Raw genomic sequence first — 17,461 nt, 5'->3', positions numbered from 1 at the left:
AGATATAAGCTTGTCTGAGCGCTATAATATGCTAAATTAGACTTAATAATAGATTTGTTTTTAGTCCTTATATTTATCGGCTTTTAACTGACTGATTCCATGTTCGTTTGTTCTCTGTTTTATACTTATTCTTTTTATTGAGCCATTTATATGCCTAAAGTATCGTCGATTACCCGTGTGTTAGAGATCATTGAAGCGGTGTCTTATGCTTCTCAACCCCTCTCTCCACTTGAGCTGTCGCAAAAGCTTGATATCCCAAAGCCAACTATCCATCGATTGATTCAAAATCTGGTTGATGAAGGGTTTGTCACAGTTGATATTGGCGGTGGCATTATTCCTGGCAAGCGGGTACGTAATTTGAGCGTTGAGCTTTGGCAACAGCGTCAGTTCTTCAATGAGCGGCAAATAATTTTGCACAAATTGGTTGATGAGATTCAAGAGACTTGTGGTATTGCTATTCCTTATAAAATGGATATGATATATACCAATCGTGCTAAGACCTCGCTACCCTTACAAATTTATCTCCCCGTAGGCGCAAAATCACCGATGTGGTGTACCGCTACTGGCAAGCTTTATTTAAGCCAATTACCGGCTACTAGCCGCGCTAAAATACTGCAAGGACTACCGTTAGATAGATTTACCAAAAATACGATTACCAATGTTGATGCTTTAAATGCTGAGCTTGATCGTATCGCTGAAACAGGTATTGGCATTGATAATGAAGAATTCATCTCTGAGATGGTAGCGGTAGCGGTACCAATATTGGACAAGAAATCGCGCTATCTAGCGTCTTTATACTTGCATGCACCTACGATACGCGTATCGCTAGATGATCTACTGACACATGTACCGCGCTTGCAAGTAGCGGCGCAGGATATTCAAGCATTGGTTTATGAGCTACAAAACTAGAGGCTATATAATCTCAAGCATAAGAGGCATCAAGCCAAAACATTATTAAGCATAAAAAATTAAGCATAAAAAAAGGTCTGCGCCATAATAAGAGCGTAGACCTTTTTTTATGCTTGTTTATAGTGCTATGGAAATAATCTTCCAACATTTGACTAAAGCACTATCATTCAAAATTAATTAACAATTATTAAGTGCTTAGAACTTTAAGACAGTACCGAGCTATCATGACGCGCAATAATACTAGAGAAGTCCTTATCGCCGTTCTCTACTGCATGAGCTTCATAGAGCTCCGTTGCTTTAGCACCCATTGGCGTCTCAACATTGGTATCCTGAGCCGTTTGCATCGCAAGGTTAAGGTCTTTTTGCATCAGTTTACTCATAAATCCGCCCTTATAGCCATTACTAGAAGGAACGTTTTCCATCACTTGCGGATAAGGGTTATAGACTTCTAGCGTCCAGTTACGACCTGAGCTTTGTAGCATAATATCTGATAGCACTTTAGGGTCTAGACCGTTTTTGACACCCAGATTAATTGCTTCTGCCGTACCCGCCATTAAAATACCTAACAGCATATTGTTACAGATTTTTGCAACTTGTCCGGCACCATGGTCGCCTGCATGAAAGATATTTTTTCCCATAATGGCAAGTATTGGCTCAGCTTTGGCAAATGCGTCGTCGCTACCACCAACGATAAAGGTTAAAGTACCAGCGATGGCACCGCCTGTACCACCGGAGACTGGTGCATCTAAGAAGTCGATGCCAAGCTTACTTGCTGCCTCTGCCACCAATCTTGCATCAGCAGCAGCAATGGTACTGCTATCAATAACCAATGTACCTTTAGGCAATACTGCCAGCAAACCATTAGCGCCGCTGTCACCTAAATAGACAGAATGGACGTGCTTACCAGCCGGCAACATGCTAATGATGACCTGAGCGTTGCTTGCAGCATCTTTAGGACTATCAGCCACACTGGCACCTGCTTGCTGCAAGCGCTGGGTCGCATCCGCAGATAAGTCATAAACAGACAGTGTATAACCTGCTTTTAACAAGTTCTCTGCCATCGGTGCGCCCATATTGCCAAGCCCAATAAAGGCTATATTTGGCTTAGCAGTATTGCTATTGGTCGTAACCGTATTCTTTGTTTCTTTATTACTTAAAACTGAACCCGTTGTACCCATCTCATCACTCCTTGATGATCGCTTATGTAGGTATTGCTACATAAGTTATTGCATGATTTATTTAATTGAAATTGTTTGTATTGCTTTATAGATATTTAAAGACGCTTAGCGCACCAACTGACTGCTTAATGCTTCATCACCCAACCAATTATCTAAGGGATGCTCACCTTTAGCATAAGGATTCACAAAATGCTGATGAATGTATGCTTGCCCTTCTGTACTGAGGCAGTCTGTTAATGAACGTGACCATTGTGGATTACGGTCTTTATCAATCAGTAGCGCACGTACGCCTTCTTTGAAATCCGGATTGGCTGCACAGTGTACCGCCACGTTGGTTTCTAAATACAGAACTTGCTCTAGCGATAAGTCAGTGACTTTATGATAAAGCGCATAGGTCAACGCTGCAGTCACTGGGCAGCCATGTCGATAAGTTGCTACGGCTCGCTGCGTCCAACTGTCATTAGCAAAGTCTTCATCTAACTTTGCGATAGCCTCGTCACTTTGTAGCATTGCATCAATGTCACCCAAGCCACCGCTGTTCATCAGCTGCTGGATAGCACTCCAATGCTGTGCAAGCTTACTAGCAGGCAATTTAGCAACTGGTTGCGCTGCCAGTGCGCGGCTCACGATATTATGGGCGCTATTGTTATGACATTGATCTGGGCTACCAGCTGTGGCTTGCCAATCGCTCTGCTTTAGGCGTTGGATGATGGCATCATAATCATCACTGGCGACGGCATACTCTGCCAGATTGGCCAATAATGCGTCACTGCCATTACACATCGCACCCGTTAATCCCAAGAACAAACCTGTTTTAGCTGGCATACGCTGCAAAAACCAACTGCCAGAGGCATCAGGGAACAGTCCAATGGTAATCTCAGGCATCGCAAAACGGGTGCGCTCAGTGACCAGACGATGACTACAACCAGCCATTAGCCCCATACCGCCACCCATAATAATGCCATCACCCCAGAGGATGAGTGGCTTAGGATAAAAGTGCATCTGTCGATAGAGATTGTACTCACTACCGAAAAACTCTGTCGCATAAGGGTTTGGCAGCGGTGCTGTTTCTGACATACTGTCATAGAGTTTACGGATATCACCGCCAGCACAAAAGGCTTTATCCCCTGCCCCTTTTAGCACCAATGCCACTACCTGATCATCACTTTCCCACTGCTCTAGCTGTTGGGATAATAACTGACACATCTCCACACTTAAAGCATTGAGAGATTTTGGTGTATTCAACGTCATTATCCCAATGAGATGACCACAGTCTGTCGTTTCAGTTTGAAACAATACTGGTGCTTCTTGTGCGATTTTTTCTACGGCTTTCTGATTATTGTCATCCGTCGCTGTCATAGCTGCTGTCATAAAAGTGACCTACAAAGATTAAAAGGGAAAATATTAGAATGAAATCTGATGCAATTTTGCCTATTTATTTTGCCAAGTGGGTTTACGTTTCTCTAAGAAGGCTTGCACGCCTTCACGCTGGTCTTTGGTGTCGAATAACTTAACAAAAGCTTCGCGCTCATGGATAAGGTTTTGTGCAGGCGGGGTGTTTCTTGCCGCTTGGATAAGCTGCTTAGAATAAGTGACGGCAACAGGAGACTGCTTAGCGACTTTTTGCGCCAATGCTTGCGCCGCTAATAAACCACCACCTTTTGCCGTGACTTCTTCGACTAAACCAATGCGTAATGCGGTATCAGCATCGACGCGCTCACCGCATAATATCATGCGCTTTGCCCAGCCTTCGCCAACCAACATAGTCAGGTTTTGTGTGCCACCAGCGCACGGCAATAAGCCAACGCCTGTCTCGGGCAATGCCATCTGTGCATGCGCTTCTGCGATACGGATATCACAGGCCAGCGCGCACTCAAGTCCACCACCCATCGCATAACCGTTGATGACCGCGATGCTAACGCCGCGATAGGCTGATAGCGCTTCAAACGCTTCACCAAAAGCGATAGCCATGCTGATGGCACGACCTTTATCACCATCTACAAAATTATTTAAATCTGCACCAGCTGAAAAGAACTTCTCGCCATCGCCATAAATAATTAAGGCATAAACATCATCATTCGCATTGAGGTCAGAAACCAGCTGCTTGAGCGCTGGTAGACTTTCCATCGTCCATGTATGAGCTGGTGGGTTGTTCAATGTCACGGTAGCAGTATGACCGTCAATCGATAATTGAAGATTGGTATAATCCGTCATAAATAATCCTTTATTTTATTTGAAGTTGATACGGCTTCTTAAAAAGTAAAGTTATTAAACAGCCATAGAAAACCATAGCGAAATATAAACAGTAGCATTATAAAATCAACGCAATTGACTCAATGCCTCATCTTGTAGCAGCTGACGCGAGACAATCACGCGCATGATTTCATTGGTGCCTTCTAAAATTTGATGAACACGCAAATCTCGCACATGGCGCTCAAGTGGATACTCATTTAGATAGCCATAGCCACCATGTAGTTGCAGAGCTTCATTAGCGACATCAAAACAAAGATCTGTAGAAAGACGCTTGGCCATAGCACAGTAGGTGGATGCTTGCCCATCATTGTTATCGACTTTATTAGCTGCTAAATACAGCATTTGCCTTGCAGTAATGGTTTGAGTGAGCATATCGGCCAGTTTAAACTGTACTGATTGTAAGCTGGCAATCGCGCTACCAAATTGGCTGCGTTCTTGCACGTAATTGGTTGCTGTTTCTAGTGCAGACTGCGCGGTACCCACTGCACAGATACCGATATTAATACGACCGCCATCTAAACCTTTCATAGCGATACGAAAACCTTGGCCTTCCTCACCTATCAGATTTTCTGCTGGCACTTTGACATCTTTAAAGCTGATGGTGCGTGTTGGCTGCGCTTTCCAGCCCATTTTATGCTCATTTTTCCCATACTCGATACCGGCGCTATCAGCGTCTACTACAAAAGCTGAAATGCCTTTAGGTCCTGCACCACCTGTGCGAGCCATCACTACTAAGACATCGGTCGAGCCTGCGCCTGAAATAAAGGTTTTTTCCCCATTGAGTACGTAATGGTCGCCTTGCTTGTCAGCTTTGGTACGTAACGATGCAGCATCAGAACCGGCGTTCGGCTCAGTTAAGCAATAGCTGCCAAGCCACTCACCGCTGACCATATTGGGCAAATACTTCTTACACAAAGTATCGCTGCCATACTCACCGATCATCCAACCAGCCATATTATGAATACTCATATAGGCAGCAACCGCCGTATCACCCCATGCCAGTTCCTCAAAGACCATAGCAGAGTCTAAGCGTGGTAATCCCAAACCATCATATTCTGGATTGGTATATAGCCCCAAAAAGCCAAGTTCGCCTGATTTTTTAATCACATCGACTGGGAAATGCGAGGTGCGATCCCATTCAGCCGCATTCGGCCTTAGCTCTTTTTGGGCAAACTGTCTGGCAGTTTGGCGAAAGGCAATTTGATCTTCGGTCAGTGAAAAATCCATAGGGTCATCCTTGTGCTTAAAAAGCAAATATGGTGGAGAGAATTTGGTAAAGTGTCAATTTAATGTCACTTATAATAGCGGCGGCATAACGACAATCAAAAAATCATGCATCAGTGTCTAAAAAACATAGTAAGCAAGATTGACGTTACACCGCTAATATAGTGAATTAATGATTAAATTGAAATAGTGGTATTAACCCCGCGGCTCGCCTCATCATCAAACCAGCGCGCCGTGACAGTCTTGGTTTGAGTATAGAATTGCACAGCCTGCTTACCATAAGGACCGAGATCACCAAGTTTACTGGCACGCGAGCCTGAGAATGAGAACATTGGTAGTGGCACAGGAATCGGCAAATTGATACCGATTTGACCCACCTGAATATCTTGTTGGAACTTATGCGCCGCTGCGCCTGACTGAGTGAATATAGCAGTACCATTACCATGTGGATTGGCATTTAGCAGCTCAATCGCTTCATCAAGGTCGGCTGCACGCATGATACACAGTACAGGTCCAAAGATTTCTTCTTTATAAATTTGCATATCCGCAGTGACGTTATCAAAGATAGTAGGTCCTACAAAGTTGCCCTTCTCATAACCTTCAACCGTAATACCGCGACCATCAAGAATCAAACTAGCCCCTTCTTCTACACCAGTACCAATCAAATGCTCAACACGAGCTTTTGCAGCAGGAGAAATCAGCGGACCTAAATCTTTATCATGCTTACCCGCTGATACAACCAAGCCTTCAGCTTTGGCTTTGATATCATCAATCCACTCACCTGCTGCACCTACTAGTACCACGACTGACAGCGCCATACAACGTTGCCCAGCAGCACCAAAGGCAGCACCCGCTAGCTGATTAAGCGTTTGCTCTTTATTGGCATCTGGCAGGATAACACCGTGATTTTTTGCGCCCATCATACACTGAGCGCGTTTGCCCGATTTACTAGCACGCTCATAGACGTGTTTACCGACATTGGTAGAGCCAACAAATGAAACCGCTTTGATGTCTGGGTGATCACAAATAGCATCAACCGTCGCCTTGCCACCATGAACCACGTTTAGTACGCCTTCAGGCACACCCGCTTCAACGGCTAGCTCAACCAAACGCATAGTGACCATAGGATCTTGTTCAGAAGGCTTAAGGATAAAGGTGTTGCCCGTGGCAATCGCCATTGGGAACATCCATAACGGAATCATCGCTGGAAAGTTAAACGGTGTAATGCCTGCGCAGACGCCAAGTGGCTGCCAAATGCTGTAAGTATCAACGCCTGAGGCGACGTTTTCAACGAAATCACCAATCTGCAAGTTAGCAATACCAGCGGCATGCTCAACCACTTCTAAGCCACGAAATACATCACCGCGCGCATCAGCAATCGTTTTGCCTTGCTCGGCCGTTAAGATTTCTGCCAGCTCGTCCATATGTTCACGTATCAATGCTTGATACCTTAAGAAGATACGGGCGCGGGTGGTGATTGGCGTTTTTCGCCAAGTTTGAAAAGCCGTTTGAGCGGCCGCGACTGCTTGGTTAATCTCATCATCGGTGGTTTGCGGAACTTTAGCGATGACTTCCTGCGTGGCAGGATCGGTAATATCAATCCATTCGCTAGTATTAGAATCAACAAATTGACCATTGATGAGCTGCTGAACGTGGTGCATAAGATTTCCTTATCTTGTTTACCGGACTGCCGTGTGACGGTGTCTTCGTGTGCGTAAAAGATGTTAAAAATAATAAGTTTTTAGCAATCAAATATGATTTTAAAATGATTTGTTTCGTATCGTTATTGACTATAACAATAAAACAATTTTAGGGTCAAGCTCTTTATGTTGCTTTTAGCAAAGTTAATGTTAATGTCAGATTTCTTTATCATTACCGGTAAGTTATTGGCGACAATAAAAAAGCCCATGACCATTCATGAGCTTTTTTAGATAAAGGCTATTTTGAAATATACCTAAAAATGTGCTTAGTAATCTTTCATAGATTGTTTAATGGCCTCAATCGCTGTTGGATTATCCAGTGTAGACATATCACCTGTCTCATTACCCTCTGCTAAAGCGCGAATAGCACGGCGTAAGATTTTACCAGATCGCGTCTTTGGTAATGCTTGCGGGAAATAAATCGCCGCTGGCCTTGCAATACCACCAAGCGATTTGACCACCGCGCCAATGACCTGCTGCTCAATGCGGAAGCGGTTTTCTGTCGTTGCCACTTGCTCATGATCTTTGAGCACACAGAAGGCGATGGGCAATTCGCCTTTTAACTCATCTTGGATACCGACGACCGCACACTCCGCCATTTCTGGATGGGTGCTGATAGCCTCTTCAATCTCTTGCGTCCCAATACGATGACCGGCAACGTTAATCACATCATCGGTACGTCCTAATATATAAAAATAGCCGTCTTTGTCACTCACGGCATAGTCTGAGGTCGAGTATTGCTTGCCGTCAAATAAACCAAAATAACTGCTAATAAAGCGCTCGTCATTACGCCATACTGTGGTTAAACAGCCCGGCGGTAAAGGTGCGCGAATCGCTAGCAGACCTTTTTCACCTGCAGCACAAGGCTCGCCTGTCTCTTCATTAATGACATGCGCATCATAGCCATACATGGGATATCCCGGTGAGCCTTGTTTGTGAGGTTTATGATTAAACTTGGGCGTATTACTTAGAATCGGCCAACCCGATTCTGTCTGCCAGTAATGATCTAAAATTGGCACCCCTAAATGCTTAGTCAGCCAATTGGCCGTTGACTCATCAAGTGGCTCACCTGCTAAAAAGAACGACTTGACGCTTGAAACATCATAGCGCGTCATCCAAGTCTCATCTTGTTTTTTGAGCATACGTACACCGGTCGGTGCGGTGAATAAGATATTCACTTTATTGGCTTCGACAATGCGCCACCAGATACCTGGATTTGGGCGATGCGGTAAGCCTTCATACATGATACTGGTCATGCCAGCGAGCAATGGTGCATAAATGGTATAAGAATGCCCAACGGCCCAGCCGATATCTGATATTGCCCAAAACGTCTCGCCCGCCTTGCCATCGTAGATATAATCCATCGACGTCGTCAGTGCCACTGCATGACCGCCCGTATCGCGTTGCACGCCTTTTGGCGTACCAGTGGTACCTGAGGTATAAAGCAAATAAGAGGGCGTGTTAGATTCTAGCCAAACTGGTTCAACAATGGCATTGGCTTCACAGCTGATGTGGCGCTGGGTTGCATAATCCACATCAATAGCTTGCGGCTCAAATGGTAGTACACCGCGATTGACCACTAGCACATGCTCTGGCTTGACCGTTGCTTGCTCGATACCTTGATTCACAAGGCTCTTATAGTTAACGACCTTACCGCCACGTAGGCCGGCATCAACGGTAATCACCATTTTTGCTTCGGCATCATCCATACGAATAGCCAGATTATGCGCGGCAAAGCCACCAAACACCACTGAATGCACCGCACCAATACGAGCGCAGGCTAACATCGCGTAAGCGGCTTCTAGTATCATCGGCATATAGATAATGACGCGATCGCCTTGCTTAATACCGTGACGCTGTAGCACATCTGCGAAATAATTGACTTCTTTATAAAGATCGTTGTAAGTCAGGCGACGCTTGGTATAGTCAGTATAAAACTCAACGTTATTGCCCAAATCTTTAAACGCATCAACCACAGCGGGGAAGGTTTCTATTAATTCTTGATTAATCTCAGATGAGAGCCAGATAAAAGCATCCTGCTCTGCGCGTTCTTTAAGGTGACGATCGACACAGTTATAGCAGAGATTGGTTTCACCGCCGACGTACCATTTGGCAAACGGCAAATTGCTGTCATCAAGAATTTGCTCAGGCTCTTTATGCCAATAAATACGCTTAGCTTGCTCTGCCCAAAACTGCGCTTTATTTTCAATAGAGGAGCGATAAATATCAGCAAAGGTTTGATTGTTAGTTGGCGCTTGAGAGGTTTGGGTTGAAGTTTGGTTGGTCACTGCAGTGGCGGTTTGCTCGCTCATAATAGCTGTCCTTAGCATAAATGATGGGTGATGCGATATATGTATCCGATAATATCATAATATAAGACTGGCTATCCCGGCCAGAACTAAAAAACCGATACGTTATGTATCGGTTTAAAATGTAGCAGAGCGAACGATAAAGGTCAACTATTAAGCACGTAAGCCATTCGATATTTTGCTAGGCGTAAGTATGTTTAAAAGCCGACCACTCCCTAAACCATTACACCTCAGTCTGATTACCATACATCTCACGCATAACTTTTTTGTCATGTTTACCAACAGAGGTTTTAGGTAGCTCATCGACAAACTTAAACTGACTAGGCACACCATATTTAGGAATAATACCGCGCTCTACTGCCTGCTCAGCAATCGCTTTGATGTCATCAGCGCTGGTATCTTGGCAAGCAGGTTTGAGCACAATCAAAGCTAGCGGACGCTCGCCCCACTGCTTATCACGTACGCCAATCACTGACACATCAGCCACCGCTGGATGCAAGGATAAAATCGTCTCAATTTCTAATGATGATATCCACTCGCCACCTGACTTGATGACATCTTTTAGACGATCGGTGATTTTGATATAACCATCAGGTTGGATGTAGGCGATATCTTGGGTATGCATATAGCCATTTTCCCACAGCTCTTTACCCGCATCGTCATTCTTTAGATAGCTCTGCGTTAGCCAAGGGGCACGCAGCACCAACTCGCCCGTATGATCTTTACCGGTACCAACCGATTCATTGTTGGTATTCCATATTTGAGCATCGACCATCAGCACCGGCTTACCAGTCATACAACGGCGAGCAATATCTTCTTCTTCAGACATCTCAGGCTCATCGAGACTAAATTCTGTCAAGCTAATAAGGGGTGCCGTCTCTGACATACCATAGCCAGTATAAACTTCAATACCTTGCGCCAACGCTGCTTTTGCTAGCCCTTCAGTCAGTTTAGAACCACCGATAATCATTTTTAGACCATTAAAACTGGCCTCGCGATCTTGCGCTTCTTTAAGTACCATTTGCAAAATAGTTGGTACGCAATGGGTGATACTGACCTTTTCATTGATAATCAAATCCATCAACACATCGGGCGCATAGCGACCTGGATAGACCTGCTTTAGCCCTACCATAGTGGCTGTAAAAGGGAAGCCCCATGCATGAACGTGGAACATCGGCGTCATTGGCATATAAACATCGCCGTAACTGACGCCTTGCTTGTTGGGAAGCATACCCAATGTCGCCGCCTCTGTGAGGGTATGTAATACCAATTGGCGATGGCTAAAGAACACACCTTTTGGATCGCCGGTCGTGCCTGAAGTATAAAAAGTAGTAGCAATGGTGTTTTCATCAAAATCTGGGAAATCAAATTCGCTATTGGCCGCCTCTAACAATGCCTCATACTCACCTGTAACGCGGTTTTGGTTACCACCGAAGACGCCTTCGTAAGATACCCCATTGTCATCGAGCCAAATAATATGCTCAATGCTGGAGTTTTCAAACTGATAATCTTTCACCAATGGCGCAAATTCAGAATTGAGTAGTAGTACTTTGGGCTTAGCATGATTGATGGTATACAGGATTTTTTCGGGCGACAGACGGATATTAACAGTTTGCAGGATATACTCAGACATTGGTATGGCGAAGTATGATTCTAAGTAGCGATGACTGTCCCAATCCATGACCGCAATCACATCACCCGCATCAAGATTTAAACCTGCTAAGACATTGGCTAAGCGATTGATACGCTGAAACAACTCTTTATAAGTGAAACGCTTTTTATCTGCATACACAACTTCTTGCTCGAGCGATACCGTTTTGGCACGGTTTAACAGTTGCTTGATGATTAGTGGATAATCGTAGGCTGACGGCGCACTATTATAAATATTTGACATAAATTCGACTTCCTTGTGAATGGTTTTAAGGGGGTTTCAATGGTTCTTGTGGGTCTTAGAGAACCTCATAAAAACAGAGCGTTTTTATCGCCTCGTTCACTGTTATTATCGGTATACACGGAGTTATAGGTTGTTATGATTCTTATCGTCCTTCTTAATAAGATGCTGTTGATAATAAGAAAAAACCTAGGCTATGTAAAGCGTGCTTGCGTAAGTAGTATACGACTACAGGTACATTAATTCGCATTTAAATACTTAAATTATTATGCTATGGAAACAGTGTGCTAAAAGATGCGGTATAAAAATAAAAAGGTGTTGTCTTAAAAATTACGGTATCAAAAACTGCATTAATTTGCACGAGCAGTTGTTTTAACCATGCCGATGCTAGCGACTAATAAAGCAAGCATTTGTACAAACAATAATAACCAAACTGTCAGCGACCATTGCCCACGCGCATAAGCGATGCCACATAGCCACGCGCCCATCGTGCCGCCAGCATAATAGCCCATATAATATAAGCCAGAGGCTAATGAACGTCCTTTTTTAACATTGACCGCGATATAGCTGATGGTAGCAGCTTGGGTAATAAAGACGCCGGTGGACATGACAGCAAGCCCTATCACTATCCCCCAAAGCGGCGTTACCAATGTTAGCAGCACCCCGAGCATCGATATAACCACCGCTACCCGAACCGTACGCGCTGAACCAAATCGGCGCAATAACGTCGTCGACAATGGCGTAATAATAACGCCAATTAAATACACGGCAAAAATATTGGCAAGCGCACCCGTGCTTAATGCATAAGGCGTGTCCGCAAGATGCAGATTGATAAAGGTAAAACAGCCTACCAAAGAAAACAGAACGCAAGCACCGAGCAAGCAGGACGTAACGACGTAACGGTTGATTAAATGCTCGCCGAGCGTCTGCATGGCTGAGCGAAAATTGGGATTGGCGACAAAGTGCCGTGAGGATGGCAGCATTTTACCCACCCATAACGCCCCAACAAGCGTCATACCTGCCATCACATAGTATCCGGCCCGCCAACCAATCAGCTCATGCAAGTGCCCAAGTAAAAAACGCCCCATAAAGCCGCCAAGTACCGAACCTGATACATAAAACGACATCAGCTCAGTGACCGCACGTCCCTCAAACTCTTCACCGATATAAGCAATCGTCACCACCGTAATACCCGGTACAGACAATCCCTGCATAAACCGCCACATCCCCATCCAACCAATATCTGGGCTTTGGGCGATTAACGCAGTGGGTATCGCTAAAAACAATAACGCCCCCACGATAAATAATTTGCGCCCCACGGCATCCGAAAGCATGCCCAAAAATGGCGACATAATCGCAATCGCCAATATGGTAGCACCGACAATCATACCTGCCTGTACCTCAGTTGCCGAAAAATCCACCATCAATACCGGCAAAATAGCCTGAATAGAATACACCTGCAAAAAAGCAAACATCCCAATCAAGCCAATCGTGAGCTTCAATATCCAAGAGGGGGCATAAAATGGCACTGGCTTATTGGGTGCTTGCATACGGCGGCTGATGTCGCTGTTATCTTCGCCATTGCCATTGCCATTAATATTGATGTTGTTATCTATACTGTTATTTATATTATTATTCAAAGTAGCACTGACTATATTGGACGCCTTTTTTAGCTGGGGCTATATAGGGCATGGGTGATAGAAATGAAGCGATAGCAGTTGAAATCGCAATAATAGAGCGCATGGCTTACCGTAAAACTATGCGTGATTGATGATTTTATCACACCAAATACCAGACTCAGGTTTCGGTGTGTTATTCGCAGTGCCTTTTATGAAACCAGTTATTTTTAAAGTACTTATGATTAAAGCGCTTATGACTAAAAAGCTATGCTAGGTTTAAAACTCTAGAGGTAACTGATATTTTTGACAGCCAATAGATTACTGCCTACTATTGTTTTACGTTGACTTATCCAATTTATATTTTCATATTATCAACTGTAAAGCAGAAGCTACAGACCAACTTAAGCTCTAAAACAACATAGCCCATAAAAGAAACCATCATATAACAGACCATTTATCATGTTGAACACCCTTTTTTATTTAAGATTAATTACTGCTACAGGCACGCTGATTTTTTCTATGAATGTGGCAGCGGTCACAACAGAACAAATAGTCCCAATTGAAAAGCTAACAATCAAAGAGCTGTCAACCGTCACCCTATCGACCAAAGAAGCCTCAACCACTACATCAAAATGTATCTCTGATAGTGTCATTACTGCGGCTGAGTTGTCAGATACGCGCGATAACGGTCCTTTTGCTGTGGCAAGTAAAGCCGTGCCTCGGCAGCTGGCAAATGGCTTTGGCGGCGGAACCATTCATTATCCAACCAATGCTGGCGACTGTGGCCTGTTAGGCGGCATCGCAGTAATTCCTGGTTACGTGTCTTATGAAGCGTCTATTAAATGGTGGGGTCCGCGTCTGGCATCCTGGGGGTTTGTGGTTATAACTATTGATACCAACTCTATTTATGATGACCCAGATAGCCGAGCAACGCAGTTAAGTGCCGCTCTCGACCATATTCTTAGCGACAGTACGGTGGGTGCTCAGATAGATAACAAACGTTTGGGGGCGATCGGTTGGTCAATGGGCGGTGGTGGTGCGCTGCAGCTAGCGACCAAGCGCAGTAGCGTTCGCGCAATTATTCCGCAAACGCCCTATCATGATAAAGACTATGGCGACATGAATACACCTGCTTTATTTATTACCTGCCAGAACGACCGTATTGCTTCCAATAAGAAATATAGCAGTCCTTTTTATAATGCTGCTGCTGGGCCAAAAATGAAAATTGAGATAAAAAACGGTAGCCACTTTTGTCCAAGCTATCGCTTTAATGAGAAATTACTGAGCAAACCGGGCATTGCTTGGATGCATCGTTACATTAATGGTGATATGCGCTTCGATAAGTTTTTGTGCAATAACGAAAATTATGGCAGCAGCCCTCGTATATCAGCTTACGATTATAAAAATTGTGTATAGCGACCTTTGTTAAATCGCCCCATATTCAGGGCTATTATCTAATGAATCGTTGCTATATTTACCCATTTAGATTGCTTATATCCATTTCATTACAGACTTTGCGCCCTTAAAAAACCATAATCATAAGTCATGGACTATCTATTGCCATTATTAACGATCAAAATACTCAGAAAATAACAATTAGGGGAAAATATCAATGACCGATAAAATACATGATTTGGGCGCAGGGTTTTGGAATATTCGCGGCACATTCCGCTTAGGTGGCGTCATTAATATAGGCACTCAATGCTCGCTTATAAAGTTAGCATCAGGGCGTTTTATTTTTTTGGACAGCTACGAGCTCACGGGTGACGTACGCGATCAGGTAATGATACTAACCAATAATGGGCAAGATGTCGAAGCAGTGCTCAATGTCCACCCCTTTCATACTGTTCACTGTGCACAAATGGCCAAAGACTTTCCGCAAGCGATTTTTTATGGCAGCAGTCGTCATCATAAAAAAATCCCTGCAATACAATGGGCAGACGATTTGGTCGAAAGCGAGGCGGTCGCTGAGCGTTATCCTGAGCTAAAATTCTCTATGTCTGAAGGCATTCACTATATCGCGCCTAATGAGATGATTCATGCAGGCTCGCTACTGGCGTTCCATCCTGCCAGTAAGAGTTTGCACGTTGACGATACTTTTATGAGTCCGCCAACCAAATTACTAGAAGCGGTATTACCTGAGTTATTGCTGCATCCAACGACCAAAAAAGCGCTGAAAAATGAGCCAAACGCTGGCAAGCAATATTGCGATTGGGCGAGTAATTTGGCGCATGACTGGCGCGAGGTACGTAACTTTTGCGCGGCACATTCTTATTTGGTCACATTTAAAGACGGTGAGTTCGAAAAAGCGCTCTTAAAAGCCATTGCAAAAGCCCGCCCTAAACTTGAAAATGATTAGATGCTTTAGAAATTTATAACAAAAAAGGCTGCCGACACTATTACTAGTGGGGCAGCCTTTTTTTAGTAGCTTTATATATAAAGCTTTTATTTTACAAAGCTATTTCTATAAAATAATAACTCCGCAAGCTCTGCTTCATTACTGATAATATCAGCCAATGTATAACGCTCAAGGACGTTAATAAAAGCGGTCAATGCCTCAAAAAACACCTGTTTTAGCTGACAAACAGGACTGATAACACAGCCTGATTTGACCGCCTCGCTTGCTTGTTCATCAATAAGCGTCAAGGATAAATCTTTGCCGATCGCTTTATCCTCATCACCATTAACAGGATTACTAACAGAGCTGTCAGCACCTCTATGAGCATCAGGCTTAGGATTGATTAGTAAGTCGGTCGAAAAACACTCAACCAAATTAAAATCTGGCTCAATCTGTTTAATCAATACTCCCAAATTAATGTCTTTTGGGGCACGAGCCAAGCGGATACCACCGTTCTTGCCACGCACACTATCGATATAGCCAAGTTGCCCTAATTGGTGAATAATTTTGGTCAGATGACTTTTAGAGATATTATAACTATTGGCGATATCACTAATATTCGCCAATAGGTACGGATCAGGCTTAGTCGCCAAATATATTAATGAACGCAGCGCATAATCACTATAGTTGGTCAGTCGCATTGTAAGCGCTCCGATTATTAATGTGGATGTAAACTTTATGTATAACTTGCATTTCAGCCGTTCTAAAACCTTATTAACCGAATAAACCGTCTGGTCTTTGGCGTGCGAGCATCGGTAAATAACTGATACAGAATAGAGCGAAACACGCTATCCAAGCCCCTTGTGCAACCATGATCCATAATAAATAATGACTCATATCAACCAAGGGTAAAAATACCCGACTCACAAATGCCAACACCATGAGCGCAAATATCGCATTAACGATTTTGGGTGGCTGATGGATACTTCGCCCTGTATGACCAAGTGACACGCGCGCCATCATCGCTACCGTCATCATACCAACACCAGCAATCGATAATCCATGTACCGCAATACTATGATTATAGCCTAGCCATGGTTGCAGTGCGTACAAAACAAAGCTCACACACATACCTAAAAACGCGACAAATAATGACCATAACAGCGGTTTTTGCCAAATGCCGCGATGATACCAACCTACTAAGCGTACAATATTGACCACTGCCACGCCAAGCGCACTAATGGTCAGTAAGTATTTATTAGGATAAAACAGATCAAAGATAAAAAAGGCAAAGAAGAACAATAAGCTTGCGATATCTTGTGCTTTATTATTACGCACCGTCACTACTTCTGTCTCGCCTTTAGCGTTTGGCATACTCAGACCACGCTCAATAAAGAACGGCACGACGCGGCGACCGATGGTCAATACCAAGCCAATAATCAGATAAAAACCTAAATAGACGCCTGTTTTAGTTAAATTCATATTGGCGCTGATAATGCCCCAATAGCACAAAGCATTACCCAGCGTCAGTAGTGCAAGCTTGGCTAAAATACCCATTTGTTTATATTGTTTAACTTGTAGCACAGCACGGAAAATCACAAAAGCCATCGAGCCGACAAACAACAAATCAAATACCGCAGCAGCATATAGTAACGCCGCGCCGCTGCCAGCAACCGTAATACCTAAGCCAAATGCCACCCAGCCCAAACGCGCCAGCAACCAACACATAAAAATACCGAGCAGCTTATAGCCGTGTGGCATCATCACGCCGGTCCAGGTCTTCACTGCGGTCAGCAAAAACCCTGCAACGATGGCCAACGCATAGCCATATACCATTTCATGGCCATGCCAATATAACGGATTCAATGTTTGTGCATCGATATCGGTATGTCCGGTAAACACAAATGCCCACAACGCCATGGTTATAATGGCAAAAATTGCCCCTGCACTAAAAAATATCCTAAAGCTCAAGTTGAGTATGGGATGCGGCGAGCTTGGTGGCTTAGTAGGTAAATTAATCGATTGCATAGCAGACTTCTT

13 protein-coding genes are annotated in these 17,461 nt (G+C 44.1%); 3 read left to right on the top strand and 10 right to left on the bottom strand.

The window, feature by feature from the left end; genetic code table 11:
- Positions 1 to 150: 150 nt before the first annotated feature.
- On the top strand, positions 151 to 909 hold the full coding sequence (locus tag FQ084_RS03975; protein ID WP_149489309.1) for an IclR family transcriptional regulator: 759 nt from the start codon (positions 151 to 153) through the stop codon (positions 907 to 909).
- A gap of 203 nt (positions 910 to 1,112) precedes the next feature.
- On the opposite strand, the gene mmsB is transcribed toward FQ084_RS03975, so the two are convergent.
- The 8 genes from mmsB to FQ084_RS03935 all read right to left on the bottom strand — a co-directional run bounded on the left by mmsB (position 1,113) and on the right by FQ084_RS03935 (position 13,014).
- Positions 1,113 to 2,087 carry a 3-hydroxyisobutyrate dehydrogenase gene (mmsB, locus tag FQ084_RS03970; RefSeq protein WP_149489308.1) on the bottom strand — a complete coding sequence of 325 codons (975 nt, stop codon included), beginning with the start codon at positions 2,085 to 2,087 and terminating at the stop codon, positions 1,113 to 1,115.
- Between the two features lie 105 nt (positions 2,088 to 2,192).
- Entirely contained in the window at positions 2,193 to 3,446 is a 1,254-nt protein-coding gene (locus tag FQ084_RS03965; protein WP_149489595.1) for an enoyl-CoA hydratase/isomerase family protein, read from the bottom strand.
- A 72-nt stretch (positions 3,447 to 3,518) separates the two neighbouring features.
- The gene (locus FQ084_RS03960; protein ID WP_149489307.1) at positions 3,519 to 4,301 is read right to left on the bottom strand and encodes an enoyl-CoA hydratase; all 783 of its coding nucleotides are present in this window, start codon (positions 4,299 to 4,301) and stop codon (positions 3,519 to 3,521) included.
- A 105-nt stretch (positions 4,302 to 4,406) separates the two neighbouring features.
- Positions 4,407 to 5,567, bottom strand: a complete 1,161-nt coding sequence (locus FQ084_RS03955; RefSeq protein ID WP_149489306.1) for an acyl-CoA dehydrogenase family protein — start codon at positions 5,565 to 5,567, stop codon at positions 4,407 to 4,409.
- 173 nt (positions 5,568 to 5,740) lie between these two features.
- Entirely contained in the window at positions 5,741 to 7,225 is a 1,485-nt protein-coding gene (locus FQ084_RS03950; RefSeq protein ID WP_149489305.1) for a CoA-acylating methylmalonate-semialdehyde dehydrogenase, read from the bottom strand.
- A 305-nt stretch (positions 7,226 to 7,530) separates the two neighbouring features.
- A complete protein-coding gene (locus FQ084_RS03945; protein WP_149489304.1) occupies positions 7,531 to 9,576 on the bottom strand; it encodes a propionate--CoA ligase in 2,046 nt (681 codons plus the stop codon).
- Between the two features lie 220 nt (positions 9,577 to 9,796).
- Positions 9,797 to 11,467 (bottom strand): fatty acid--CoA ligase, encoded by a 1,671-nt coding sequence (locus FQ084_RS03940; protein ID WP_149489303.1) that lies wholly within the window; start codon positions 11,465 to 11,467, stop codon positions 9,797 to 9,799.
- Positions 11,468 to 11,814: 347 nt separating this feature from the next.
- Positions 11,815 to 13,014, bottom strand: a complete 1,200-nt coding sequence (locus FQ084_RS03935; RefSeq protein WP_149489594.1) for an MFS transporter — start codon at positions 13,012 to 13,014, stop codon at positions 11,815 to 11,817.
- 528 nt (positions 13,015 to 13,542) lie between these two features.
- Here FQ084_RS03935 and FQ084_RS03930 point away from each other — a divergent pair.
- Both FQ084_RS03930 and FQ084_RS03925 read left to right on the top strand, forming a co-directional pair.
- Positions 13,543 to 14,499, top strand: coding sequence for a dienelactone hydrolase family protein (locus FQ084_RS03930; RefSeq protein ID WP_149489302.1), 957 nt, complete (start codon positions 13,543 to 13,545; stop codon positions 14,497 to 14,499).
- 196 nt (positions 14,500 to 14,695) lie between these two features.
- Positions 14,696 to 15,442: a hypothetical protein gene (locus FQ084_RS03925; protein ID WP_149489301.1), complete on the top strand. Its 747-nt coding sequence runs from the start codon at positions 14,696 to 14,698 to the stop codon at positions 15,440 to 15,442.
- 86 nt (positions 15,443 to 15,528) lie between these two features.
- Here the strand turns inward: FQ084_RS03925 and FQ084_RS03920 are convergent, their stop codons facing one another.
- Both FQ084_RS03920 and FQ084_RS03915 read right to left on the bottom strand, forming a co-directional pair.
- Positions 15,529 to 16,122, bottom strand: coding sequence for an Rrf2 family transcriptional regulator (locus FQ084_RS03920; RefSeq protein WP_149489300.1), 594 nt, complete (start codon positions 16,120 to 16,122; stop codon positions 15,529 to 15,531).
- 73 nt (positions 16,123 to 16,195) lie between these two features.
- Positions 16,196 to 17,449, bottom strand: coding sequence for an NnrS family protein (locus FQ084_RS03915; RefSeq protein ID WP_149489299.1), 1,254 nt, complete (start codon positions 17,447 to 17,449; stop codon positions 16,196 to 16,198).
- Positions 17,450 to 17,461 lie beyond the last annotated feature (12 nt).

This window comes from Psychrobacter sp. ANT_WB68, assembly GCF_008369115.1.
Classification (GTDB): domain Bacteria; phylum Pseudomonadota; class Gammaproteobacteria; order Pseudomonadales; family Moraxellaceae; genus Psychrobacter.
Note: the sequence above shows the minus strand (reverse complement) of the source record. Positions and strands in the feature narration are given on the sequence as shown.